Source organism: Pseudomonas sp. MPB03, from assembly GCF_046605385.1.
Classification (GTDB): Bacteria; Pseudomonadota; Gammaproteobacteria; order Pseudomonadales; family Pseudomonadaceae; genus Aquipseudomonas; species Aquipseudomonas zanjanensis.
On record NZ_CP176770.1, the window covers coordinates 5320921 to 5342293 of the forward strand.

Consider the following 21373-nt stretch of genomic DNA (forward strand, 5'->3'; position numbering starts at 1 on the left):
TGATGAGCGACTCGATCAACATCGCGCTGCGCTTTGCCCTGTACCTGGATTTGATGTTGCTGTTCGGTCTGGCCGCGTTTGGCCTGTATAGCCTGCGAGGCCAGGAGCGGGTGTCGGATGCGCAGTTGCCTTTCGCGCCACTGCTGCTGGCCACGGCGGTGCTGGGTGGGTTGCTCTCCCTGGCCGCCATGGCGTGCATGGCCTGGGCCATGAGCGGTGTTTCGACGTGGGCCGAGCTGTGGCCGCACATTGAAATGACGGTCGTGGAGACCGACGTCGGCTTGGCCTGGACCCTACGCACGGCGGCGTTGCTGCTGGCCGGTGTCGCCGTGACGCTCAATCAGCGCTGGCCGACCGCCAGCCTCGGCCTGGTCGCGCTGGGCGGAGCCGTAGCACTGGCGACGCTGGCCTGGGCAGGCCACGGCGCCATGGACGAAGGCACCCGCCGCAACTGGCACTTCATCACTGACTTCCTGCACTTGTGGGCGGCGGGTGGCTGGGTCGGAGCCCTGGCGGCGTTTGCCCTGCTGCTTCGCCAGGCCGAACCACAGTTGGCGGTGCTGGCCCGGACATTGACCGGGTTTGAAGTCGCCGGGGCGGTGATCGTGGCGGTCATCAGCGTGACGGGGGTAATCAACTATCTGTTCATCGTCGGCCCAAGTATCGTCGGGCTGCTCGACAGCCTTTATGGTCAGTTGCTCGCGCTCAAACTCATCTTGTTCGCGGCCATGTTGGCGTTCGCCGCGCTGAACCGCTTTCACCTGAGCCCACTCCTGGAAAGTGCCCGACAGAGCGGCGAGCATGGGGTCGCGGTGAAGGCTCTGCGGCGCAGCATGGTCCTGGAGTTCTCCGTGGCGGTGGTCATCCTGGGGTTGGTGGCCTGGTTGGGGACGTTAAGCCCCGGGATGGAATAACCGGCACTGAATTCGTGGCGAGGGAGCTTGCTCCCGCTGGGGTGCGAAGCGCCCCCCAAAACCTGAGCACCCGGTGTGTCAGGCAAAGGGTACCCATACCTTTCGGGTCTGCTTCGCAGCCCAGCGGGAGCAAGCTCCCTCGCCACAAAGGGCAGCCGGGCGCGGTATTTAATTTTTCAATACCAGCAGCCAGTTTTCAGTTTGCCCATCGCACGGTGCCCTGGCCTAAATGGGGCTTTATCCAGCCAAGGCCCTGTCATGGAAAACGTTCGAACCTCAAGCACCCATGCCGTCTGGCTGATGGTCAGCATCGTGTTGGTGGCGCTGAACCTGCGGCCTTCGATGGCCGCCGTCGGGCCCCTGTTATCCGCCATTCGCGGGGAGGTCCCGCTGAGCTTCAGCACCGCCTCGCTGTTGACCATGTTGCCGGTGATGGCGATGGGCCTGGCGATGTTCCTGGGCATGCGCATCGCCCAGCGCATCGGCGAGCACCGCACCATCGTGCTGTCGCTGTTGATCATCGGTATCGCCACCGCATCGCGCTTGTACCTGGACAGCGCCGCCGAGCTGATCGTCAGCGCGGTGTTGGCCGGGCTCGGCATCGCGTTGATCCAGGCGGTGATGCCGGCCCTGATCAAGTCGCGCTACGCCGACAACGTCTCGCTGTTCATGGGTTTGTATGTCACGTCGATCATGGGCGGGGCGGCACTTGCCGCATCGTTTTCGCCGCTTGTCCTGTCGCAAACTGGCAGCTGGCGCATCGGCCTGGCGATCTGGGCACTGTTGGCGTTGATTGCCCTGGGTTGCTGGTATGCCCAGCGTGCAGCCGTGCCCCCGTTGCCCGGAGCGCCTGTCCGGCAGCAAGCGTCATTCTTCAGCAATTCCCGGGCTTGGCTGCTGGCGATTTTCTTCGGACTGGGCACCGCCTCCTACACCTGTGTACTGGCCTGGCTGGCCCCGTACTATGTGGAGAAGGGCTGGAGCGAACAACACGCTGGCCTGCTGCTGGGGTTCCTCACGGCCATGGAGGTGCTGTCCGGCCTCGTCACTCCGGCGATTGCCAACCGCAGCCGGGATAAACGCTGGGTCCTCACCGCCCTGCTGGCCCTTATCATCGGCGGCTTCTGCGGCCTGATCCTAAGCCCGGAACGCTTCAGCCTGTTGTGGCCTTGCCTTTTGGGCCTGGGCATCGGCGGCCTGTTCCCAATGAGTTTGATCGTCTCCCTCGACCACTTGGACAACCCGCGACGAGCTGGTGGCCTGACCGCATTCGTGCAAGGCATCGGCTACCTGATCGCCGGGCTCTCGCCATTGATTGCCGGGGTGATTCGCGATCAATCGGGCAGCTTCGAATGGGCCTGGTGGTCACTCACTGCCGTCATGGCGTTGATGCTCATGATGGTCCTGCGCTTCGATCCCAAGCAATACGCACGGCATATAGACTAGACAGCGCTTGTCGTAAGCCCAGCAAAGATAAAAGCCCCGGGCTCCTGTATAAATGGAAGACTTTCGCCAGGACAAAGAGAGACGCAGGGATGACGCCGAGAATAGCTGATGCTGGTCAGTAACCTGCTCAGAAAGCTGGACATGCAAGACCTGATGGTTTTTGTAGCGGTGTACGAACAAGGCAGCGTCACCCAGGTCGCCGAGGCCTTATGCGTCAGCCAGTCAACTGTGAGCTACTGCCTGAGGAAACTGCGCACCAGTTTCCAGGACGAGTTGTTCATCAATACCCGCTCCGGCATGCGCCCCACTCATAAAGCCACCGCCATGTACGGCCAGATACTGGGGGTTCTAGAGGCAATCAATCAATGCCATTCCGGCCTCCAGACATTCGATCCGAATCAGGAAGAAATCACCTTCAACCTCTGTGCGCCGGAATACTTCGAACTGCTGATCCTGCCCAAATTGGTCAAACGCTTCATCGGCAAGCGCTTTGCGGTGGTCATCAACACGACGAAATTTCATCGGGATATCCCGGTTGATGCACTGCGGGACGATCGCTTCGATCTTGTCGTCTGTTTCGGGCCACACTTCCATGGCGACGTCATAGGCCTGCGCTCCCAGGTGCTGCTCGAAGACGAGTTGGTGTGCGTGCTCGATAACAATTTCCCAGGGCCGCAAGAAGACTTCAGCCTGGAAGCGTTCGCCGCGCGCCAGCACGTGTTTCCAACACCGTGGACGTCTGACACCAACATGATCGATGGCTGGCTCGCCCGACAGGGTTATAGCCGCAAGATAGTCGCAAGAGCCAACAGCTACGTAGCAGCGTTGAACCTGATCGCTGGAACCGACTTCGTCCTGACATTGCCTCGGCGTATCCAGGCATTGATTTGCGATCAAGCACAATTCGGCGAACACCCGCCACCCGCGGGCTTACCGAACTTTACCTTGGAGATGGTCTGGAGCGAGAAAGCGAGCCAGGACAGCGCCAACATCTGGCTTCGCGAGCAGATCATGCAAGTATGCGCCGAGGAGGGCCTGCTCTGAGCCCCACTTCGGTGGGTGGGCTTTTTCATGGGCAAAAAAAAATCCGGAAATCCTCACTTTCGTGGGCCTTCCAGACTTTTAAAACAGCTAAAAATGGTGGGTCGTGTGGGATTCGAACCTACGACCAATTGGTTAAAAGCCAACTGCTCTACCAACTGAGCTAACGACCCGCTGTGTGGTGGCGCGTATAATACTGATTTCTAAGGACTATTCAACACTTAATTTGAAATAAATCAAAAATAACGGGTTGGATCGCTCACACCCGCCGCCGCAAAGCCTTCTGCACGCAGGCGGCAGCTGTCGCATTTGCCACAAGCGCGGCCCTGATCGTCGGCCTGATAGCAGGAAACGGTGAGTCCATAGTCCACGCCAAGCTTCACGCCCGCCTTGACGATGTCGGCCTTGCTGAGATTCTGCAACGGCGCCTGGATGCGGAAACCCTGCCCTTCCACGCCGGCCTTGGTCGCCAGGTTGGCCATGCGTTCGAACGCTTCGACGAACTCCGGGCGGCAATCCGGGTAGCCGGAGTAATCCACGGCATTGACGCCAATGAAAATGTCGCGGGCGCCCAGCACTTCCGCCCAGCCCAGCGCCAAGGACAGGAACACCGTGTTACGCGCCGGCACATAGGTCACCGGAATGCCTTCACTTGGGGCCTCGGGCACGTCGATGGAGCTGTCGGTCAGGGCCGAACCGCCGATACCGTTGAGGTTCAAGCCGATGACTTTGTGTTCCACCACGCCCAAGTCCCGGGCCACCCGTTCGGCGGCGTGCAGCTCGGCGCGGTGGCGCTGGCCGTAGTCGAAACTCATGGTGTAGCAGCGATAGCCTTCGGCACGGGCCATGGCCACGACCGTGGCCGAATCCAGGCCACCAGACAACAGGATGACCGCACGTTTTTCAGCCATATTCGTATGTTCAGTCATCTCAGCGCCCCGGCTCGTCGTTCCAAAGATATTTATGCAGCTGCAATTGCAGGCGCACCGGCAAGTTATCCGCCACCACCCAATCCGCCAGATCCCGGGCGCTCAAATCGTGATGACTCGGCGATAGCAACACTTCGCCGGCCCGCTGATCGAGCCCGTACTGGATCAACTTGGACACGGCCCAGTCGTAATCCTCTCGCGAACAGATCACGAACTTGACCTGGTCGTTGGGCGTCAGCAGTTCGATATTTTCGTAACGGTTGCGATGCGCTTCCTTGGAGCCTGGGGTTTTCAGGTCCACGACGCGGCTGACGCGCGGGTCGACGGCCGAGATATCCAGGGCGCCGCTGGTTTCCAGCGAAACCTCGTAACCGGCATCGCACAATTGCTTGAGCAAGGGGATGGCGTTGGGTTGCGCCAAGGGCTCGCCGCCCGTGACACAGACATAACGCGGACGATAACTGGCCACTTGCTCCAGGATATCGTCGAGGGATCGCACGGTGCCGCCACTGAAGGCGTAGGCGCTGTCACAGTACTGGCAACGCAACGGACAACCGGTGAGGCGCACGAATACCGTGGGCAGCCCAGCCGTTCGCGTTTCACCCTGCAACGAGTAAAAAACTTCGGTGATTCTCAATGTGTCTTGCATAGTCGCCACGGGCGTAACAGCTAAACAGGCTGTCCGCCTCCGTCAGGCACTTCAAGGAACCCCGCCAACGCGCAGATCCCAAAAAGCGTGTTTCAGAAAAAGGGCGTGAATTCTAACGAAAAAACCCGCGACAGGCGCGGGTTTCTTCAAAACAGCTCAAGCCGGCTTACATGCGTTGCAGATCACGCTGGGCCAACTGGGCGGCGGATGTCCCCGGGTACTGGGCCACCACCTGCTGCAGAATGCCTTTCACCTTGTCGGTGTGACCGAGGCGGCGCTCTACGTCAGCCAGCTTGTACAGCGAATCCGGCACCTTGGCGTGCTTGGGATACAGTTGCGACACCTTGGCGAACGCCTGGCCGGCACCTTGCAGGTCGCCCTTGGCCAGGTTCACTTCGCCCAGCCAGTATTGGGCATTGCCCGCGTACTGGCTGTTTGGGTATTTGCGCAGGAAAGCGGCAAAGGCCTGGCTGGCCTTGTCGAAATCCTTGGCCTTGATCAGGTCGAAGGCAGCATCGTAATAGAGCTTTTCCTTCGCCGGATCAGCCGGTTCGCCACCGGCGGCAGGTGCTGCCGGAGCGGCTGCCCCCGCGCCTGCGGCTGCACCGGGGGCGTTCAAGTCGCCACCGGCAGGAGAATTCTCAGGAGTCGCGGCAGGTGCAACGCCGGTTCCTATGCGCCGATCAAGATCCTGGTATCGCTCCAGGCTTTCCTGCTTCATGCGCGAGATATCATTTTGCAGTTCTTCGATCACACCTTGTTGGCGCGAGATCTGATCCTGCATTTGCTGCAGTTGGTTGAACAGCTGGCCCTGTGCCGAGACAGGGGCCGAAACCCCTCCCCCGGCATAGGCGCCGTTCGTACCGTAACCTGCAGGCGGATAGCTGCTCCCGCTATTGTTATAGCCGGCATCGTTATCGACCACAGGAACCGCAGCCCACGCCGCAAGCGGCGCGAGGCTGAGAGCCAGAACAGTTACAGCACGACGGCACGTTCGCATGACGAATTACTTACGCAGTTCGACGCGACGGTTTTGAGCCCAGGACTGCTCGTCGTTGCCGGTAGCAACTGGACGCTCTTCGCCGTAGGAAACCAGTTCCAGCTGAGCTGGGGAAACACCTTGCAGTACCAGGTAGCGTTGAACGGCTTTCGCACGACGCTCGCCCAGTGCCATGTTGTACTCACGAGTACCACGTTCGTCGGTGTTGCCTTCCAGAACAACGCGAGCGCCGTTCGACTTCAGGTCCTTGGCGTGAACGTCCAGAGCGCGCATGGCTTCTGGCTTCAGGTCCGAGCTGTCGTATTCGAAGTAGAAGGTGGTGATTGCGCGCAGAGCAGCTTCTTCGCTCAGGGAGCCGTCAACTGCACCGGTGTTAGCGCCGTAACCAGCGTTTGGATCAACAGCGCCTTCACCGGCATTGTCGCCGCCTTTGGACGAGCAACCTACAGCTACAGCCATGGCCAGAGCCAGCGCAGCAAATTTACCAAACTTCAGCATTTCCATCGTGAAACTCCTAATGAACCCCAGTGTGTTAAGTAAAACGTATTGCGCCGCGTCAGTTCAGGTAAGGGGACCAGGACGGTTCTCTGACTTCGCCTTGAGCGGTAGGAAGCGGGAGCCTCACGCGTCCATTAATGGACACGAGCATCAAGACTCCCCGGCCCTGCTGGCGGGTGGCGTAGATTACCATGGTGCCGTTGGGCGCAACAGTAGGTGACTCGTCCAGAGTGCTATCAGTGAGGATTTTTACGCTACCGCGCTGCAAATCCTGGGCCGCCACCTTGAAATTGGTGAAACCATCCTGGCGATGGATCATCACCAGGGTCTTTTCGTCAGCCGACAGTTTAGGGTTGGCGTTGTAGTTACCGACGAAGGTTACGCGTTCGGCACCGCCGCCACCGGCACTGGTCTTGTAGATCTGTGGCTTGCCGCCGCGGTCGGAGGTGAAGTAGATGGTCGAGCCATCCTTGCCCCAGAACGGTTCGGTGTTGATGCCCGGGCCGTTGGTGACGCGGGAGATCGAACGCGAAGCCAGGTTCATCACGTAGACGTCCGGGTTACCGTCCTTGGACAGCACGAACGCCAGGCGCGAACCGTCCGGCGACCAGGCTGGCGCACCGTTCAGGCCTTCGAAGTTGGTGATCTGCTCACGACGACCGGTGTCGATGTGCTGCACGAAAATGCGCGGACGCTTCTGCTCGAACGAGACATAGGCGATGCGCTTGCCATCGGGGGCGAAGCGCGGCGACAGGATCGGCTCGCGCGATTGCAGCAGGGTCACCGCACGCGCGCCGTCGTAGTCGGAACGCTGCAGGGTGTAGCGGGTGTTGTTCTCGGAGAAGCGCTCGGCCGTCACATAGAGCATGCGCGTGGAGAACGCGCCCTTGATGCCGGTGAGTTTTTCGAACGACTGGTCGGCGATGTAGTGCGACATGTCGCGCAACTGGTCGACGCTGCCCGACACGCTGCCGGTCAGCACTTGCTGCTCGGTGGCGACGTTGAACAGGGCGTACTGCACCTGCAGGCGACCGCCAGCCGGAACGATGCTGCCGACCATGATGTACTGGGCGCCCAGGGCCTTCCAGTCACGGTAGATGACTTCGCTGGCCTGGGTTGGCAGGCTGATCATGTTCTGCTTCGGAATCGGCGCGTAGTAACCCGAGTTGCGCAGGTCGTTGCCGATGATTTCCGCCATGTCGTCCGGCAGGACGCTACCGCCCTGCCAGCCGAACGGTACGACGGCGATCGGGGTGGCCCGGTCGCTGCCGCTGGTGACCAGGATGTTCTTTTCCTCTGCTACCGCTATCCCTGCCAGGCAGCAGATAACGACCAGCATTGATCGAAGAAGGTTTCTCACAAGGCTAGATCCTCAGGTGTGAATGTCATCTTGAATGAACGATAGGGAGCAAAGTCGCTCGGCTTCATTCCTTGCATTTCCGTCAAACGCCCAATGTTCTTGACCGCTGCGACCGCCGAAGCGTCGAACGGACCGTCACCACTGGACTTGGCGACGCTGACCGAGGTAACCGTACCGTCGGGCAACATGCCGATTTGCAATACTACCGTCATGCCTTTGCGCGCCGAAGGTGGACGAGCCCAGCCTTCCGCCGCTCGGGCGCGAATCAGATCATCGTAGCTGCCGGCGACTTCATCGCCCTGCTCATCGGCCAAGGCCTGCTGGCGCTCTGGCGTGTCGGAAAGCAAATCTGCCAAGGCCTGGGCCTTTTTGTCTTCGGCGGATTTACGCGCTGCGTCCTGGGCCTTTTTCTTGGCGGCGTCGGCGGCGGCTTTCTTCTTCGCGTCTTCGGCGACTTTCTTTTTCGCCTCTTCAGCTTCAGCTTTCTTCTTGGCGTCTTCGGCCGCTTTTTTCTTGGCGTCCTCGACGATCTTTTTCTTCGCTTCTTCAGCGGCCGCTTTCTTGGCCTCTTCTTCAGCGGCTTTCTTGGCTTCTTCTTCGGCTTTCTTCTTGGCTATATCAGCCAATTGTTTCTCTTCTGCCTTTTTGGCCTCGGCGGTTTTCTTCGCTTCGTCGGCTTTCTTGGCTTCGTCAGCCTTTTTCGCCTCGTCCGCTTTCTTCGCCTCATCGGCCTTCTTGGCTTCCTCGGCCTTTTGAGCCGCTTCCTCTTTCTTTTGTTCCGCGGCCTTTATCGCTTCCTGTTCGACCTTCTTCTGTTCCATCTGCTCGACTTCGGTCTGGCGCGCGGCGGATTTCTTCGCCTCACCGGCAAGCTTCTGGTTGGTCTGCGTAGTGGCCTGGCTTTTCGACTTGAGCTGGTACAACGTCGCCTGCACGATCGGCTTGGCCGGCGGCAGCTCCGGGGTCATGGCAAAACTGACGAACAGCATGCCGAACACCAGCACATGCAGGCCGATGGCCAGGACACTGGGCCAGAAGTAGCTTTCCGAGGCGGACGGCTCTCGCTGTTGCTGCATCAGGGGGCCTCGGTGATCAAGCCAACATTACCGACCCCGGCTTTCTGCAGCCCGCCCATGGCGCCCATCACGGCACCGTAGTCGACAGTCTTGTCGCCGCGAATGAAGACCTGGGTACGCTTGCCGTTGCCGTTACCGGCGTTGATGATCTTGGTCACCGCGTCGGTCATCTGCGGCAAGGTCATGGCCCGGTCCTGCTGCTTCTCGGTATCCACTTCGCTGCCAAGGTTCCAGTAATAGGTCTTGTCAGCCTTGATCGAAATGGTCAGTACCTGGGTGTTGTTGTCCTGCGGCAAGGCTTCGCTGGAAACCTTGGGCAGATCGACCTTCACGCCCTGATTGAGCATGGGCGCGGTCACCATGAAGATGACCAGCAGCACCAACATCACGTCGATGTAGGGCACCACGTTCATCTCGGCAACCGGCTTGCGCTTTTTTCGGGCTCGAGCGATTAAAGCCATTGGGAAATACCTGCTTATTCTTCGCTGGTGTGCACTTTGCGGTGCAGGATCGCCTGGAACTCATCGGCGAAGGTGTAGTAACGGCTGGTCAGCGTTTCGCTGCGGGCAGCGAAGCGGTTGTAGGCGATAACGGCCGGGATCGCCGCGAACAGGCCGATGGCGGTGGCGATCAGTGCCTCGGCAATACCTGGGGCCACGGTGGCCAGGGTCGCTTGCTGGGCGGATGCCAGGCCACGGAAGGAATTCATGATCCCCCACACGGTACCGAACAGGCCGATGTACGGGCTGACCGAACCAACGGTCGCCAGGAACGGCAGGCCCTGTTCGAGTTTCTCTTCTTCGCGGGAGATGGCGACGCGCATGGCACGGGCCACGCCTTCCATGACCGCTTCAGGATCCACACCGGGCTGCTGGCGCAGGCGGGAGAATTCCTTGAAGCCGGCACGGAAGATCTGCTCGACGCCCGAATCCGGGTCCGGGTTGCTGCCGGCCTGGCGATACAGCTTGGACAGGTCGATGCCGGACCAGAAGCGCTCTTCGAAGCTCTCCAGGGCACGGCGACCGGCGCGCAGCATGTTGCTGCGCTGAAAGATCATGATCCATGAGGTCACCGATGCGGCTACCAGGGTCAGCATTACCAGTTGCACCACGACGCTGGCATTGCTGACCAGGCTCCACATGGAGGAATGGTCGACGACGTTAGCTTCCACGCTTTATCTCCTGCTCTGAGTGTGTACCCGCGCCGCTCACGCCGGCAAAGGCCGCGCGTAGAGCTTCGGGAATGGCCCGGGGTTTCAAACTATGGGTGCGCACACAGGCCACCAAAAACTGCCCTTCGCAGAGCAGCACGTTATCCGTAGCCCGCCTGACCTGCTGCTTGAAGCGCAGGCTGACACGGTTCAATTCGATGACATCGGCACTTACCACCAGTTCGTCGTCCAGTCGCGCCGGCGCGTGGTAGCGCGCTTCGCTGGAATGCACGACGAATAACAGGTCCTCCCCTGCCAGCGCGGATTGGGCAAAACCCAGTTCCCGCAGCCGTTCGGTTCGAGCCCGTTCCATAAACTTGAGGTAATTGACGTAGTAGACGATGCCGCCAGCATCGGTGTCCTCGTAATAAACGCGACAGCGATGTGCGAACGACTCCAGCCCGTTTTGCGCGCGCATACTCTAGTGCTTACTCCTCAGGTTGCCAATCGGCCAGGCAACTGTTTTTTCATTCTCGAACGCATTGACGCTCCAGGCGTCGTCTGGGACAGCACGAACTGGAAAAAAGTCGGCATTCGGAGCTCGTTCAATCGTCCACGGCATCGAGGAATTCGTCTACCACCGGCATCTCGCCCATTCGTGTCGGGATGTTTAAGCCAAAATGCAGATAGGCATGGCGGGTCACCACGCGCCCGCGTGGGGTGCGCATGATGTAGCCCTGCTGGATCAGGTAAGGCTCCAACACATCCTCAATGGTGTGGCGTTCTTCGCTGATGGCCGCCGCCAGGCTGTCCACGCCCACCGGGCCACCGTCAAACTTCTCGATCATGGTCAGCAGCAGGCGCCGGTCCTGGTGGTCGAAACCCCGTTCGTCGATGTCCAGCAGGTTCAACGCCAGGTCGGCAATCGGCTTGGTGATGTGGCCCTTGGCCCGGACTTCGGCAAAATCCCGCACCCGACGCAGCAGGCGGTTGGCGATGCGCGGCGTACCCCGGGCACGCCGGGCAATTTCATAGGCCCCGTCGGGGTCCAGTGGCAACCCGAGGATGCCCGCCGAGCGGCTGACGATCGTCGCCAGGTCGGCGTTGTTATAGAACTCCAGGCGCTGGACGATACCGAAACGGTCCCGCAGCGGGTTGGTCAGCATGCCGGCGCGGGTGGTGGCGCCCACCAGGGTGAACGGCGGCAGGTCGAGCTTGATGGAGCGCGCCGCCGGCCCTTCGCCGATCATGATGTCGAGCTGGAAGTCTTCCATGGCCGGGTACAGCACTTCTTCGACGATCGGCGACAGCCGATGGATTTCGTCGATGAACAACACGTCATGAGGCTCAAGGTTGGTCAACAGCGCCGCCAGGTCGCCCGGCCGTTCGAGCACCGGCCCCGATGTGCTCTTGATCGAGACGCCCATTTCCTGGGCAATGATATTGGCCAGGGTGGTCTTGCCCAGGCCCGGCGGGCCGAAGATCAAGGTGTGGTCCAGCGATTCGCTGCGCCCACGGGCGGCCTGGATGAACAGCTCCATCTGCTCGCGCACGGTCGGCTGGCCGATGTAGTCGGCCAGGCTGACAGGACGAATCGCGCGATCCTGGATTTCCTCGCGGTCACGGGGCGCGCCCGTGGCGGCGATCAGACGGTCAGCTTCAATCACTTAAATCATTCCCTTCAGGGCACGGCGAATCATGTCTTCAGTGCTCAGGCCTTTTTCCTTGATGGCGGAAATCGCCTTGCTGGCTTCCTGAGGCTTGTAGCCCAGGGAGATCAGCGCGGTGACCGCATCGTTTTCGGCGCTGACCGCTGGCACCGGCGCATCCGGCTGGTTCGGCACCAGGGCGAACATGGCCGGCACCGCCTCCCAGGCCTTGAAGCGGTCCTTGAGCTCGACCAGCAGGCGCTCGGCGGTTTTCTTGCCCACCCCCGGCACCTTGGTCAGGGCCGAGGTGTCCTGGGACTGCACGCAACGCACCAGTTCGTCGACTTCCAGGCTCGACATCAAGGCCAGGGCCAGTTTCGGACCGACGCCATTGAGACGGATCAGCTCGCGGAAAAAGTCCCGCTCGCGCTTGCCGACGAAACCATAGAGTAACTGCGCATCCTCGCGCACGACCAAATGGGTGTGCAGGGTCAGCGGCTCGCCGACCGACGGCAAGCGATACAGCGTGGTCATGGGCACTTCCAGCTCATAGCCCAGGCCGTTTACATCCAGAATCAGGTGCGGCGGCTGTTTTTCAGCCAGGGTGCCGCGCAAGCGTCCAATCACGTTTCAGATCCTTGGGCGTTGGCCAGCCCCAGGCTGGCGAGTAACAACACGAGCATTAAGGCCGACGATACAGGCGCAACGGGCTCGGGTTCATGAATGAAGCGCTGATGCTATCAGAGACGCAGGCGTCCGCCACGACTGCGTGCGGTTCCCAGGCCATGGGGCAACAGACTGGAGCGGGTGTGGGCATGGCAAATGGCGATGGCCAGGGCGTCGGAGGCGTCGATCTGTGGCTTGCTGACCAGTTTCAACAAGTGCATCACCATCATTTGCACCTGCTCCTTGTTCGCCGCTCCCGTGCCGACGACCGCCTGCTTGACCTGGGTCGCGGTGTATTCGGCGATCTCCAGGTTCTCCTCGGCGCCCGCCACGATGGCCGCACCCCGGGCCTGCCCCAGCTTCAGGGCCGAATCGGCGTTGCGCGCCATGAAGACCCGCTCGATGCCCATGGTCACCGGGCCGTAGGTCTGGATGACTTCGCGTACGCCGCGATAAACGATCTGCAAGCGCTCGTGCAGCTCACCCGCCCCGGTGCGGATGCAACCAGAGGCGACATACACGCAGCCGCGCCCGGTATCGCGAACCACACCGTAGCCGGTGATGCGCGAACCAGGGTCGATACCAAGGATTAAAGTCATAACGCCTGCGGCTTAAAGAGGAGCTTTGCGACCCTGTGGGAGCGAGCTTGCTCGCGATGGCGTCGGATCAGCAAACGCAGTGTTGACTGATGTACCACTATCGCGAGCAAGCTCGCTCCCACAAATTGATCAATGGCAATCGTCAATGTTTGAACAGGTTTTCTCAACCCAGCTGTTCAGCCACCGACTCCGGAATATCAGCGTTGGAATAAACGTTCTGCACGTCATCCAGGTCTTCCAGCATGTCGATCAGCTTGAGCACCTTTTCGGCCCCTTCCAGGTCCAGCTCGGCGCTGGTGGTCGGCTGCATGACGATTTCCGCGTCGGCAGGCGCAAAGCCGGCGGCCTCCAAGGCGTTGCGCACGGCATAGAAGCTGGCGAACGACGTGAACACGTCGAACGAACCGTCTTCATGGCTGACCACGTCATCGGCGTCGGCCTCCAGGGCCGCCTCCGTCAGGGCATCCTCATCGAGGCCCGGGGCGAAGCTGATCTGCCCCTTGCGCTCGAACAGATAGGCCACCGAGCCATCGGTGCCGAGGTTGCCACCGCATTTGCTGAAGGCGTGACGCACGGCGGCGGCGGTACGGTTGCGGTTGTCGGTCATGCATTCGACCATCACCGCCACGCCGCCCGGGCCGTAACCTTCGTAGGTCAGCTCTTCAACGTTATCCGCCTCGGTTGCACCGGCGCCACGGGCAATGGCCCGGTCGATGATGTCGCGACTCATGTTGGCACCCAAGGCCTTGTCCAGGGCCAGGCGCAGGCGCGGGTTGGAACCCGGGTCGCCGCCACCCTGGCGGGCCGCGACCGTCAGCTCACGGATCCACTTGGTGAAGATCTTGCCTCTCTTGGCATCCTGACGTTCTTTGCGGTGCTTGATGTTCGCCCACTTGGAATGACCTGCCATAACTCGCTCCGTTTCTTTTTGGAACATTGCCCGCCCTGCGCGTGCGCAGTGGCCGACAATCAGAAATATCGACGCCAATGAAAAGGCGCATCCGAAGATGCGCCCTCTCAGGTGCCAGCCTTACTCAGCCTTTGGCTGTTCCCGCAGGCGGATGTGCAACTCGCGCAGCGCCTTGGCGTCCACCACGCCCGGCGCCTGGGTCATGACATCGGCCGCGCTCTGGGTTTTCGGGAACGCGATCACTTCACGGATCGACTGGGCGCCGGTCATCAGCATCACCAGGCGATCCAGGCCGAAGGCCAGGCCACCGTGGGGCGGTGCACCAAACTTCAGGGCGTCCAGCAGGAAGCCGAACTTCTCTTCCTGTTCAGCTTCATCGATACCCAACAGACGGAACACCGCTTGCTGCATTTCCTTGCGATGGATACGGATCGAACCGCCACCCAGCTCGGTGCCGTTCAGGACCATGTCGTAGGCGCGCGACAACGCGGTGGCCGGGTTGGCTTCCAGCTCTTGCGGCGAGCACTTCGGCGCCGTGAACGGGTGGTGCAGCGCGGAGAAGCTGCCATCGTCGTTTTCTTCGAACATCGGGAAATCAACGACCCACATTGGCGCCCATTCGCAAGTCAGCAGCTTCAGGTCGTGGCCCAGCTTGATGCGCAGCGCGCCGAGGGCTTCGCTGACGATCTTGGCCTTGTCGGCGCCGAAGAAGACGATGTCGCCGTCAACCGCACCGACGCGATCGAGGATCACGTTGAGGTTGTCTTGCGGGATGTTCTTCACGATCGGCGATTGCAAGCCATCGACACCGGCGGCACGCTCGTTGACCTTGATGTACGCCAGGCCCTTGGCACCGTAGATGCCGACAAACTTGGTGTAGTCGTCGATCTGCTTGCGCGGCATGCTGGCGCCGCCAGGAACACGCAGGGCCGCGATACGGCATTTCGGGTCGTTGGCCGGGCCGCTGAACACCTTGAATTCGACTTCCTTGAGCTGGTCGGCCACGTCCACCAGTTCCAGCGGGTTACGCAGGTCCGGCTTGTCAGAACCGTAGCGACGCATGGCCTCTTCGAAGGTCATGTGCGGGAACTCGCCGAACTCCAGGCCCAGCACTTCCTTGAACAGGTTGCGGATCATGCCCTCGGTCAGGCCCATGATGTCTTTTTCGTCGAGGAAGCTGGTCTCGATGTCGATCTGAGTGAACTCAGGCTGACGGTCGGCACGCAGGTCTTCGTCGCGGAAGCACTTGGCGATCTGGTAGTAGCGATCGAACCCGGCCACCATCAGCAGTTGCTTGAACAGCTGTGGCGATTGCGGCAAGGCGAAGAAGCTGCCGGGGTGGGTACGGCTCGGCACCAGGTAGTCGCGGGCGCCTTCCGGCGTGGCGCGGGTCAGGATCGGCGTCTCGACGTCGAGGAAGCCGTTCTCGTCCAGGTAACGACGGATGCTGGTGGTCATGCGCGAACGCAGGCGCAGCTTCTCGGCCATTTCCGGGCGACGCAGGTCGATGAAGCGGTAGCGCAGGCGGGTTTCCTCACCCACGTCGGAGTATTCGTTGAGCGGGAACGGCGGGGTTTCCGCTTCGTTGAGCACTTCCAGCTCGTAGCCCAGCACTTCGATCATGCCCGACGCCATGTTGGCGTTGCCGGCGCCGGCCGGGCGCAGGCGCACCTTGCCGGTGATCTTGACGACGTATTCGCTGCGCACGCGGTCGGCGGTGGCGAAGGTTTCAGCGCGGTCCGGATCGAACACCACCTGGGCCAGGCCTTCACGATCACGGATATCGAGGAAAATCACCCCGCCATGGTCACGGCGACGATGGACCCATCCGCAAAGAGTAACTTCCTGACCTTCCAGGCTTTCGTTCAGTTGGCCGCAATAATGGCTGCGCATCATGGTAGTGGTTTCACTTCTCGTAATTCGACATTCGGTTGGAGGCCCTGCCCGTGCAAGAACTCGCGCGTATTCAACTCAATCAGCTTTGTCGCCACCGGCCAGGTTCTTCTTGGCGCCGGTCTTGAAGTCGGTTTCATACCAGCCCGTGCCACCGAGGCGAAAACCAGGCATGGAGAGCATCTTTTTCAGTTCCGGCGCCTGGCAGGCAGGGCAATCGACCAGCGGTGCAGCGCTGATCTTTTGAATGGCTTCCATCTGATGACCACAGGAAGCACATTGGTAGTCGTACATCGGCATGGGGTTGTCTCGGCGATCAGGTTACACGCGCAAAGGCAGGCTTTGCGGCAAAGAGCGGGATTATATCCATTAAATGCGGCCTGTGCAGCCGTAAGACCGCACAGTCATTGCCGATCCTTTTGTTCATTCAAGGCTTGCGCGACTCATTGTGGCGAGGGAGCTTGCTCCCGCTTGAGTGCGAAGCGCTCACAAGGAGGGCTGCTGCGCAGCCCAGCGGGAGCAAGCTCCCTCGCCACGAATGAACTCATTCCCCTGGGGGACACCGCGCTCGCAACCATTGACGGGGCTAGACCACACGATGATCCATTCCCGCCTCTTTCAAGCTGTGCACCACACAGACCACGCGCACCAACCCGCTGAAATTGCGCACCCCGCCGTGACGCAGGTGCACTTCCCTGTCCACATGGGACAGCAACGTGCTGATGGAGCAGCGGTTGAGCTCGGCCATGTCGCCGAGGATATCCCAATAAACCTGCTCCAGCCGCAGACAGGTGGCGAACCCGTTCAAGCGAATGGATCGGGCCAGGGGCCGGGCCAGCTGCATATCGAACCCCCGGACGAACGGGTCGACGCTGATGGGCTGGAACCGCCCTCGCCCCCCTTCTCCGGGTTCTTTTCCTTGAATCATACCGTTGACACTCCTTTGCCATACGAGCCTCTGGGTTGGAACAACCCATCCGTGGCTCTATGGAAGCTCAACGGCACCGCCAGTTCCAGATGACTTTATGACCATGGGCGTAGGACAAGCCAACAGCAGGCCGGCGACGAATTACGTCGTCCTACACGGCACGTGCAGGCAATAAGCCCCACCCCACGTCATCCCCGTCTGGGCTTATTGGCCTTCGAGTAGCGCGCGCAGCATCCACGCGGTCTTTTCGTGGACCTGCATGCGCTGGGTCAGCAGGTCAGCGGTGGGCTCGTCGCTGACCTTGTCCAATAAAGGAAAGATGCCACGGGCCGTACGCGTCACCGCCTCCTGACCCTCGACCAGTTGTCGGATCATGTCTTCGGCGGCAGGCACGCCTTCCTCTTCCTTAATAGAAGACAGGCGCGCATACACCGAGTAGGCGCCCGGTGCAGGGAAGCCAAGGGCGCGGATTCGCTCGGCAATCAGGTCCACCGCCAAGGCCAACTCGTTGTATTGCTCTTCGAACATCAGGTGCAGGGTCCGAAACATCGGCCCTGTGACGTTCCAGTGGAAATTGTGGGTCTTGAGGTACAGCACGTAGGTGTCCGACAGCAGTCGCGAAAGCCCGTCGACGATGGACTTGCGATCTTCTTCACTGATACCGATATCAATTGCCATTGGGTTGATCTCCTGAGGGTGATGAATTCAACGACGCCCTAAACTCTAGTGGTTTTGGCGGCCGATGGCCTGCGACAGATCGCCAGCCCTCCAGAACCGACAAGCCAGGACAGCCGACGGTTCCGACACCCTGGGCAATTCAACGCCGCTTGCCTGGCACCTCCAGGCATCGGCGCAGCTTTTCTGGCCGACGAACAGCGCGGTGCGCGCCCGTAACGGGTTTGAGAAGGCCCAAGCTTTGCTGTTAAATAGGCAGTGTGTCGCTACGCTTATTTTCCCGGGCGTAGCGCATAGGCTGATTCGGGTACGTGTCCAACGCCTCTCATTGTTTCGAAGCGAACCGTCCCCGACCCGCTCTTCCTTGTGACCTGTCTTAACCGTGAGCCAATCAAAATGTTGAAAATCGTCCACTTGCTAATGGGCGCAGCTGCCCTGCTGCTGTCCTTCATCCCTAGCCTGGGTTCCGAAGCCACACCTTACCTGCAACATCCCGATGCACTGTACCTGGCCTTTTTCGGCCTGCTCAACCTGACCCTTGCACCTGTTATCCCTTACTGGAACAAAGGTCCACGTCACCAGCTGCAAAACCTGGTCAGCGCCCTGTTGGTGCTGGCCGTTGCCCTGCAAACCCTGGCCCTGCTGGCACCGATGCCGGAAATCGGCGGTCAACCGGCCATTCTGTTCAGCCTGGGCGCGGCCCTGTTCGCCGTGGCACTGCACCTGGCCGTCAGCTTCTACAAGAAGTCGTCGCCAGCCGCCGCTGCGCAGAACTACGACATGTCCAACCGCGATACCGGCACGGTGAAGTGGTTCAACACGTCCAAGGGCTTCGGCTTTATCTCCCGCGACTCCGGCGATGACATTTTCGTGCATTTCCGGGCCATTCGTGGCGAAGGCCATCGCGTCCTGGTGGAAGGCCAGCGCGTGGAATTCTCCGTGATGAACCGCGACAAGGGCCTGCAAGCCGAAGATGTGATCGCTGCGCTACCACGCCGCTGATCCAAGCGTAAAAAAACCGCGATGCAGCCTGGCTGCTCGCGGTTTTTTATTGCCTGGCAATCAAGGCCACATCAGTAGTGAGGCGGCGGCGCTTCTTCCTCGAACGACTCGAATTGCCCGGCCATTTCTTCCTGGCGCTTGAGCAACGCCGCCATCTGCAGCTGCAGACGCTCGACAACGCGCTGTTGCGCCACCAGCACATCATTCAATGCCTGGATGGTGTCATCCTGAAAAGCCAGACGGCTTTCCAGATCGGTTACACGTTCTTCAAGGTTCATGGTTCAGCCCTCCAGAAACTTGAAATCATCGGCCAGGGCCACTCGCAACCGTTCGCGAATGGCCGCGACCTGCCCCGCATTATACGGCTGGGCCGGATGCTTGCCCCAGACCGGCGCAGGCCAGGCGGCATCATCACGCTTGCGCACGATGACATGCATGTGCAATTGACTGACCACGTTACCCAAGGTTGCAACGTTCATCTTGTCGGCATCGAACGAATCCTTCAGGGTTTCGGCGAGCGCCGTGGTTTCTTTCCACAGCTGCACTTGATCGATGTCATCCAACTGAAACAATTCGCTGATATTTTCTCGCCGCGGCACGAGGATGAACCACGGGTAGTTGGCGTCGTTGGACAAGAGTAAACGGCACAACGGGAAATCGCCGATAGGCAAAGTGTCTTGTTGCAGTCGTGGATCTAAGGCAAACACCGCGCGTACTCCTCGTTATCGATTCTGCCCGGCTCAGCGGCCCGCAGGCCTGCGCCGGACACAGAGGTGCAGCATACCCGCGAATGCCGGATCGATCACTGCGTAGCGTCCCGACGCCCATTTTTTCGAGTGTTTTTCAACATACGGCATCATCCTGTGCCAGGTGACGCACCAACACAGCGCAAGCGGCACGGCAATACCCTGGAAGGACCATGCCAGAGCCCAGGCAAAGCCTCGGCGCTGTAAGATTTTCGTACAACATGAAATTTTTTTGCACCAAAACAGCACAGTACGTCTACGCTCAGTGCACAAAGCATCCGTGATTTACTCACTGGGTAGGGTGAACCGGTAACGTTTTTGGTTGTCTTGCCGCATTTACCGATGCCAAACACGGGAGCTCACACGAGTCAACCCTATTTAAAACAAGGCCTTTGGAGCCCGGTTTCATGAGGTTTCACCGCGTCAACCGGTGAAATGTGAAAAAAATGTAAACGAAATCCGGGTTTGTGCATGCTTGTTGCATTCATACTCGCACTGTCCAAGGGGCTCGCCGGACGCGAGAACCTGCCGACACACAAATTAAAGTGGCAAGGCTGCCCACAGGAGCTTCAAACGCGGTAACGACGGACTCTTTACACCGATGCCGGAAAAGAAAAACAACATAAAAGTTGTGAATACGGTTGCGTCGGAACAGCTGAAATGCGACATGGATCGAGCCATTGGCGACAGGGTCGTAAAGAAGCTGAAAGGTTGAATGGGCAAGTATCGCCAAAGAATGTCGACGTGATATAAGTTTGCGCCGACACAAAAAGAAAGAGCCGCCCAGATAAAAAAACAGGTGGGACGGCAGTACTCTTCTAAAAACCAAAGGAGCAAATCACGATGCGCGTGATGAAGTGGAGCATGATCGCACTGGCTGTATCGGCCGGTACCTCGCAGTTCGCAATGGCGTCCTCCCAAGAGGAATCCAAGGGTTTTATCGAAGATCAGAGCTTGACTGTTCTGACCCGTGCGCTGTACATGAACCGTGATTTCAAGAACGAACTAAACACTCGTCAAAGTTATCGTGAAGAGTCTGGTGTTGCCGCTCGTGCCATTTACGAGTCGGGCTTCACTCAAGGCACCGTTGGTGTAGGCGTTGACGGCTTCGCATTTGGCACCGTTCGCATCGATGGCGGCAGCGGTCGTGCCGGTAACGGTCTGTTCGCTAGTGACAGCGACGGCAACCTGGAAGACACACAATCTAAAGTGGGTGGCGCGGTTAAATTCCGCCTGTCCGACACCGTCCTGAAATACGGTAACCAGTTCACTACCAGCCCGGTCTTCTCCACTGACGACAGCCGTCTGCTGCCGGAAGTTGCCACTGGTACCCTGATCACCAGTAAAGAAATCAAAGGCTTGGAGCTGACCGCAGGTCGTTTCAACGCCATCAGCTCGCAAACTGGCATGGGTGATGACGGCCTTGGCCTGAAATCCGCTGACATCGTTGGCGCGACCTACCAGTTCACCGACAATTTCGTCGGTGGCGTAGCGGCTTCCGATGTTGAAGACCACTACAAAAAGAAATACCTGAACCTGAACTACACCCTGCCGATCAACGAAGATCAGTCCCTGAACTTCGACTTCAACGGTTATGACAGCCAGGACCAAGGCCAGAAGCTCAGCGGCGACGTTGACAACCGCATCTGGTCCCTCGCAGCAGCCTATGCCATCGGTGCCCACAAGTTCACCCTGGCTCACCAGCGCTCCACCGGTGATACCGGCTACGTGTACGGCGTTGACGGCGGCGGTACCATTTTCCTCGCCAACTCCATCCAGTACTCCGACTTCAACGGTCAGGACGAGCGTTCCTGGCAGGCTCGCTACGACCTGAACATGAAAACCTACGGCGTTCCTGGCCTGAGCTTCATGACTCGTTACGTTACCGGTGACAACATTTCCACCGCTGATGGCGAAGCAAAAGAGCACGAATGGGACTTCGAAACCAAGTACGTTCTGCAAAGCGGTCCAGCCAAAGACCTGTCGTTCCGTGTTCGTAGCGCTTTCTACCGCACCAACACCTCTTACACCACCGCCAGTGGCAACCGAGACAACAACGACTTCCGCGTAATCGTCGAATACCCACTGAGCATCTTGTAATTCAGTGCTAGTTCGATAGCTTCACCCGCAACAAACAAAAAACCGCTCACCTGATCAGGTGAGCGGTTTTTTTATGTCCTTTGCAATGTCAGCTCTAGCACAACTTCTTAAATAGCAAGCTAACTAAACATAACCTGACTCC

24 protein-coding genes and 1 tRNA gene are annotated in these 21373 nt (G+C 59.7%); 5 read left to right on the forward strand and 20 right to left on the reverse strand.

What is annotated here, in order from left to right:
• The first annotated feature begins 2 nt into the window (after positions 1 to 2).
• The 3 genes from copD (at position 3) to ACLH0I_RS23050 (ending at position 3404) form a co-directional block, all read left to right on the forward strand.
• The gene (copD, locus tag ACLH0I_RS23040; protein WP_411385472.1) at positions 3 to 914 is read left to right on the forward strand and encodes a copper homeostasis membrane protein CopD; all 912 of its coding nucleotides are present in this window, start codon (positions 3 to 5) and stop codon (positions 912 to 914) included.
• 258 nt (positions 915 to 1172) lie between these two features.
• A complete protein-coding gene (locus tag ACLH0I_RS23045; RefSeq protein ID WP_411385473.1) occupies positions 1173 to 2360 on the forward strand; it encodes a cyanate transporter in 1188 nt (395 codons plus the stop codon).
• A 108-nt stretch (positions 2361 to 2468) separates the two neighbouring features.
• The gene (locus ACLH0I_RS23050) at positions 2469 to 3404 is read left to right on the forward strand and encodes a LysR family transcriptional regulator (RefSeq protein ID WP_411385474.1); all 936 of its coding nucleotides are present in this window, start codon (positions 2469 to 2471) and stop codon (positions 3402 to 3404) included.
• A gap of 94 nt (positions 3405 to 3498) precedes the next feature.
• Here the strand turns inward: ACLH0I_RS23050 and ACLH0I_RS23055 are convergent.
• From ACLH0I_RS23055 to ACLH0I_RS23140, 18 genes are all read right to left on the reverse strand, one after another.
• Positions 3499 to 3574, reverse strand: a tRNA-Lys gene (locus ACLH0I_RS23055).
• Between the two features lie 63 nt (positions 3575 to 3637).
• Positions 3638 to 4312: a 7-cyano-7-deazaguanine synthase QueC gene (gene queC / locus ACLH0I_RS23060; protein WP_170862027.1), complete on the reverse strand. Its 675-nt coding sequence runs from the start codon at positions 4310 to 4312 to the stop codon at positions 3638 to 3640.
• Between the two features lie 19 nt (positions 4313 to 4331).
• Positions 4332 to 4979 carry a 7-carboxy-7-deazaguanine synthase QueE gene (gene queE, locus ACLH0I_RS23065; protein WP_186706351.1) on the reverse strand — a complete coding sequence of 216 codons (648 nt, stop codon included), beginning with the start codon at positions 4977 to 4979 and terminating at the stop codon, positions 4332 to 4334.
• Between the two features lie 166 nt (positions 4980 to 5145).
• Positions 5146 to 5979: a tol-pal system protein YbgF gene (gene ybgF, locus ACLH0I_RS23070; RefSeq protein ID WP_250963420.1), complete on the reverse strand. Its 834-nt coding sequence runs from the start codon at positions 5977 to 5979 to the stop codon at positions 5146 to 5148.
• Between the two features lie 6 nt (positions 5980 to 5985).
• Positions 5986 to 6483 carry a peptidoglycan-associated lipoprotein Pal gene (gene pal / locus ACLH0I_RS23075; RefSeq protein ID WP_003205029.1) on the reverse strand — a complete coding sequence of 166 codons (498 nt, stop codon included), beginning with the start codon at positions 6481 to 6483 and terminating at the stop codon, positions 5986 to 5988.
• Positions 6484 to 6535: 52 nt separating this feature from the next.
• Positions 6536 to 7837 carry a Tol-Pal system beta propeller repeat protein TolB gene (gene tolB / locus ACLH0I_RS23080; protein ID WP_411385475.1) on the reverse strand — a complete coding sequence of 434 codons (1302 nt, stop codon included), beginning with the start codon at positions 7835 to 7837 and terminating at the stop codon, positions 6536 to 6538.
• Entirely contained in the window at positions 7834 to 8913 is a 1080-nt protein-coding gene (gene tolA / locus ACLH0I_RS23085) for a cell envelope integrity protein TolA (protein WP_003205033.1), read from the reverse strand. The genes tolB and tolA overlap by 4 nt, the downstream gene beginning before the upstream one ends.
• Positions 8913 to 9365, reverse strand: a complete 453-nt coding sequence (gene tolR, locus ACLH0I_RS23090) for a protein TolR (protein WP_172681749.1) — start codon at positions 9363 to 9365, stop codon at positions 8913 to 8915. Before tolR ends, tolA begins: the two co-directional genes overlap by 1 nt.
• A 23-nt stretch (positions 9366 to 9388) precedes the next feature.
• The gene (gene tolQ, locus ACLH0I_RS23095; RefSeq protein ID WP_030140798.1) at positions 9389 to 10084 is read right to left on the reverse strand and encodes a protein TolQ; all 696 of its coding nucleotides are present in this window, start codon (positions 10082 to 10084) and stop codon (positions 9389 to 9391) included.
• Positions 10074 to 10541: a tol-pal system-associated acyl-CoA thioesterase gene (gene ybgC / locus ACLH0I_RS23100; protein WP_003205037.1), complete on the reverse strand. Its 468-nt coding sequence runs from the start codon at positions 10539 to 10541 to the stop codon at positions 10074 to 10076. The genes tolQ and ybgC overlap by 11 nt, the downstream gene beginning before the upstream one ends.
• A gap of 127 nt (positions 10542 to 10668) precedes the next feature.
• Positions 10669 to 11730, reverse strand: coding sequence for a Holliday junction branch migration DNA helicase RuvB (gene ruvB / locus ACLH0I_RS23105; protein ID WP_003178599.1), 1062 nt, complete (start codon positions 11728 to 11730; stop codon positions 10669 to 10671).
• The gene (ruvA, locus tag ACLH0I_RS23110; protein ID WP_053124616.1) at positions 11731 to 12339 is read right to left on the reverse strand and encodes a Holliday junction branch migration protein RuvA; all 609 of its coding nucleotides are present in this window, start codon (positions 12337 to 12339) and stop codon (positions 11731 to 11733) included.
• Positions 12340 to 12452: 113 nt separating this feature from the next.
• Positions 12453 to 12977: a crossover junction endodeoxyribonuclease RuvC gene (gene ruvC, locus ACLH0I_RS23115; RefSeq protein ID WP_014339919.1), complete on the reverse strand. Its 525-nt coding sequence runs from the start codon at positions 12975 to 12977 to the stop codon at positions 12453 to 12455.
• Positions 12978 to 13140: 163 nt separating this feature from the next.
• A complete protein-coding gene (locus ACLH0I_RS23120; RefSeq protein WP_186706355.1) occupies positions 13141 to 13887 on the reverse strand; it encodes a YebC/PmpR family DNA-binding transcriptional regulator in 747 nt (248 codons plus the stop codon).
• A 120-nt stretch (positions 13888 to 14007) separates the two neighbouring features.
• Entirely contained in the window at positions 14008 to 15783 is a 1776-nt protein-coding gene (gene aspS, locus ACLH0I_RS23125; RefSeq protein WP_411385476.1) for an aspartate--tRNA ligase, read from the reverse strand.
• Between the two features lie 75 nt (positions 15784 to 15858).
• Positions 15859 to 16080: an FmdB family zinc ribbon protein gene (locus tag ACLH0I_RS23130; RefSeq protein WP_003178589.1), complete on the reverse strand. Its 222-nt coding sequence runs from the start codon at positions 16078 to 16080 to the stop codon at positions 15859 to 15861.
• Positions 16081 to 16366: 286 nt separating this feature from the next.
• Complete coding sequence (locus ACLH0I_RS23135; protein ID WP_250963412.1) at positions 16367 to 16708, reverse strand: ribbon-helix-helix domain-containing protein; 342 nt, start codon at positions 16706 to 16708, stop codon at positions 16367 to 16369.
• 204 nt (positions 16709 to 16912) lie between these two features.
• Complete coding sequence (locus ACLH0I_RS23140; RefSeq protein WP_053124624.1) at positions 16913 to 17386, reverse strand: Dps family protein; 474 nt, start codon at positions 17384 to 17386, stop codon at positions 16913 to 16915.
• A 393-nt stretch (positions 17387 to 17779) separates the two neighbouring features.
• Here ACLH0I_RS23140 and ACLH0I_RS23145 point away from each other — a divergent pair, with 393 nt between their 5' ends.
• A complete protein-coding gene (locus ACLH0I_RS23145; RefSeq protein WP_186706358.1) occupies positions 17780 to 18385 on the forward strand; it encodes a cold-shock protein in 606 nt (201 codons plus the stop codon).
• 71 nt (positions 18386 to 18456) lie between these two features.
• Here ACLH0I_RS23145 and ACLH0I_RS23150 read toward each other — a convergent pair whose 3' ends face one another.
• Positions 18457 to 18663 (reverse strand): SlyX family protein, encoded by a 207-nt coding sequence (locus ACLH0I_RS23150; RefSeq protein ID WP_060740896.1) that lies wholly within the window; start codon positions 18661 to 18663, stop codon positions 18457 to 18459.
• A 3-nt stretch (positions 18664 to 18666) separates the two neighbouring features.
• Positions 18667 to 19092: an HIT domain-containing protein gene (locus tag ACLH0I_RS23155; RefSeq protein WP_411385477.1), complete on the reverse strand. Its 426-nt coding sequence runs from the start codon at positions 19090 to 19092 to the stop codon at positions 18667 to 18669.
• A gap of 882 nt (positions 19093 to 19974) precedes the next feature.
• On the opposite strand from ACLH0I_RS23155, the gene ACLH0I_RS23160 reads away from it, so the two are divergent.
• Positions 19975 to 21231, forward strand: a complete 1257-nt coding sequence (locus ACLH0I_RS23160; RefSeq protein ID WP_411385478.1) for an OprD family porin — start codon at positions 19975 to 19977, stop codon at positions 21229 to 21231.
• The last annotated feature ends 142 nt before the right edge of the window (positions 21232 to 21373 follow it).

Excerpts from the sequence above, each read along its gene's own strand:
- copD (WP_411385472.1), top strand. The coding sequence starts at position 3 with ATGAGCGACTCGATCAACATCGCGCTGCGCTTTGCCCTGTACCTGGAT.
- ACLH0I_RS23045 (WP_411385473.1), top strand. The coding sequence starts at position 1,173 with ATGGAAAACGTTCGAACCTCAAGCACCCATGCCGTCTGGCTGATGGTC.
- ACLH0I_RS23050 (WP_411385474.1), top strand. The coding sequence starts at position 2,469 with ATGCTGGTCAGTAACCTGCTCAGAAAGCTGGACATGCAAGACCTGATG.
- queC (WP_170862027.1), bottom strand. The coding sequence starts at position 4,312 with ATGGCTGAAAAACGTGCGGTCATCCTGTTGTCTGGTGGCCTGGATTCG.
- queE (WP_186706351.1), bottom strand. The coding sequence starts at position 4,979 with ATGCAAGACACATTGAGAATCACCGAAGTTTTTTACTCGTTGCAGGGT.
- ybgF (WP_250963420.1), bottom strand. The coding sequence starts at position 5,979 with ATGCGAACGTGCCGTCGTGCTGTAACTGTTCTGGCTCTCAGCCTCGCG.
- pal (WP_003205029.1), bottom strand. The coding sequence starts at position 6,483 with ATGGAAATGCTGAAGTTTGGTAAATTTGCTGCGCTGGCTCTGGCCATG.
- tolA (WP_003205033.1), bottom strand. The coding sequence starts at position 8,913 with ATGCAGCAACAGCGAGAGCCGTCCGCCTCGGAAAGCTACTTCTGGCCC.
- ybgC (WP_003205037.1), bottom strand. The coding sequence starts at position 10,541 with ATGCGCGCGCAAAACGGGCTGGAGTCGTTCGCACATCGCTGTCGCGTT.
- ruvC (WP_014339919.1), bottom strand. The coding sequence starts at position 12,977 with ATGACTTTAATCCTTGGTATCGACCCTGGTTCGCGCATCACCGGCTAC.
- ACLH0I_RS23120 (WP_186706355.1), bottom strand. The coding sequence starts at position 13,887 with ATGGCAGGTCATTCCAAGTGGGCGAACATCAAGCACCGCAAAGAACGT.
- aspS (WP_411385476.1), bottom strand. The coding sequence starts at position 15,783 with ATGATGCGCAGCCATTATTGCGGCCAACTGAACGAAAGCCTGGAAGGT.
- ACLH0I_RS23130 (WP_003178589.1), bottom strand. The coding sequence starts at position 16,080 with ATGCCGATGTACGACTACCAATGTGCTTCCTGTGGTCATCAGATGGAA.
- ACLH0I_RS23135 (WP_250963412.1), bottom strand. The coding sequence starts at position 16,708 with ATGATTCAAGGAAAAGAACCCGGAGAAGGGGGGCGAGGGCGGTTCCAG.
- ACLH0I_RS23140 (WP_053124624.1), bottom strand. The coding sequence starts at position 17,386 with ATGGCAATTGATATCGGTATCAGTGAAGAAGATCGCAAGTCCATCGTC.
- ACLH0I_RS23145 (WP_186706358.1), top strand. The coding sequence starts at position 17,780 with ATGTTGAAAATCGTCCACTTGCTAATGGGCGCAGCTGCCCTGCTGCTG.
- ACLH0I_RS23150 (WP_060740896.1), bottom strand. The coding sequence starts at position 18,663 with ATGAACCTTGAAGAACGTGTAACCGATCTGGAAAGCCGTCTGGCTTTT.
- ACLH0I_RS23160 (WP_411385478.1), top strand. The coding sequence starts at position 19,975 with ATGCGCGTGATGAAGTGGAGCATGATCGCACTGGCTGTATCGGCCGGT.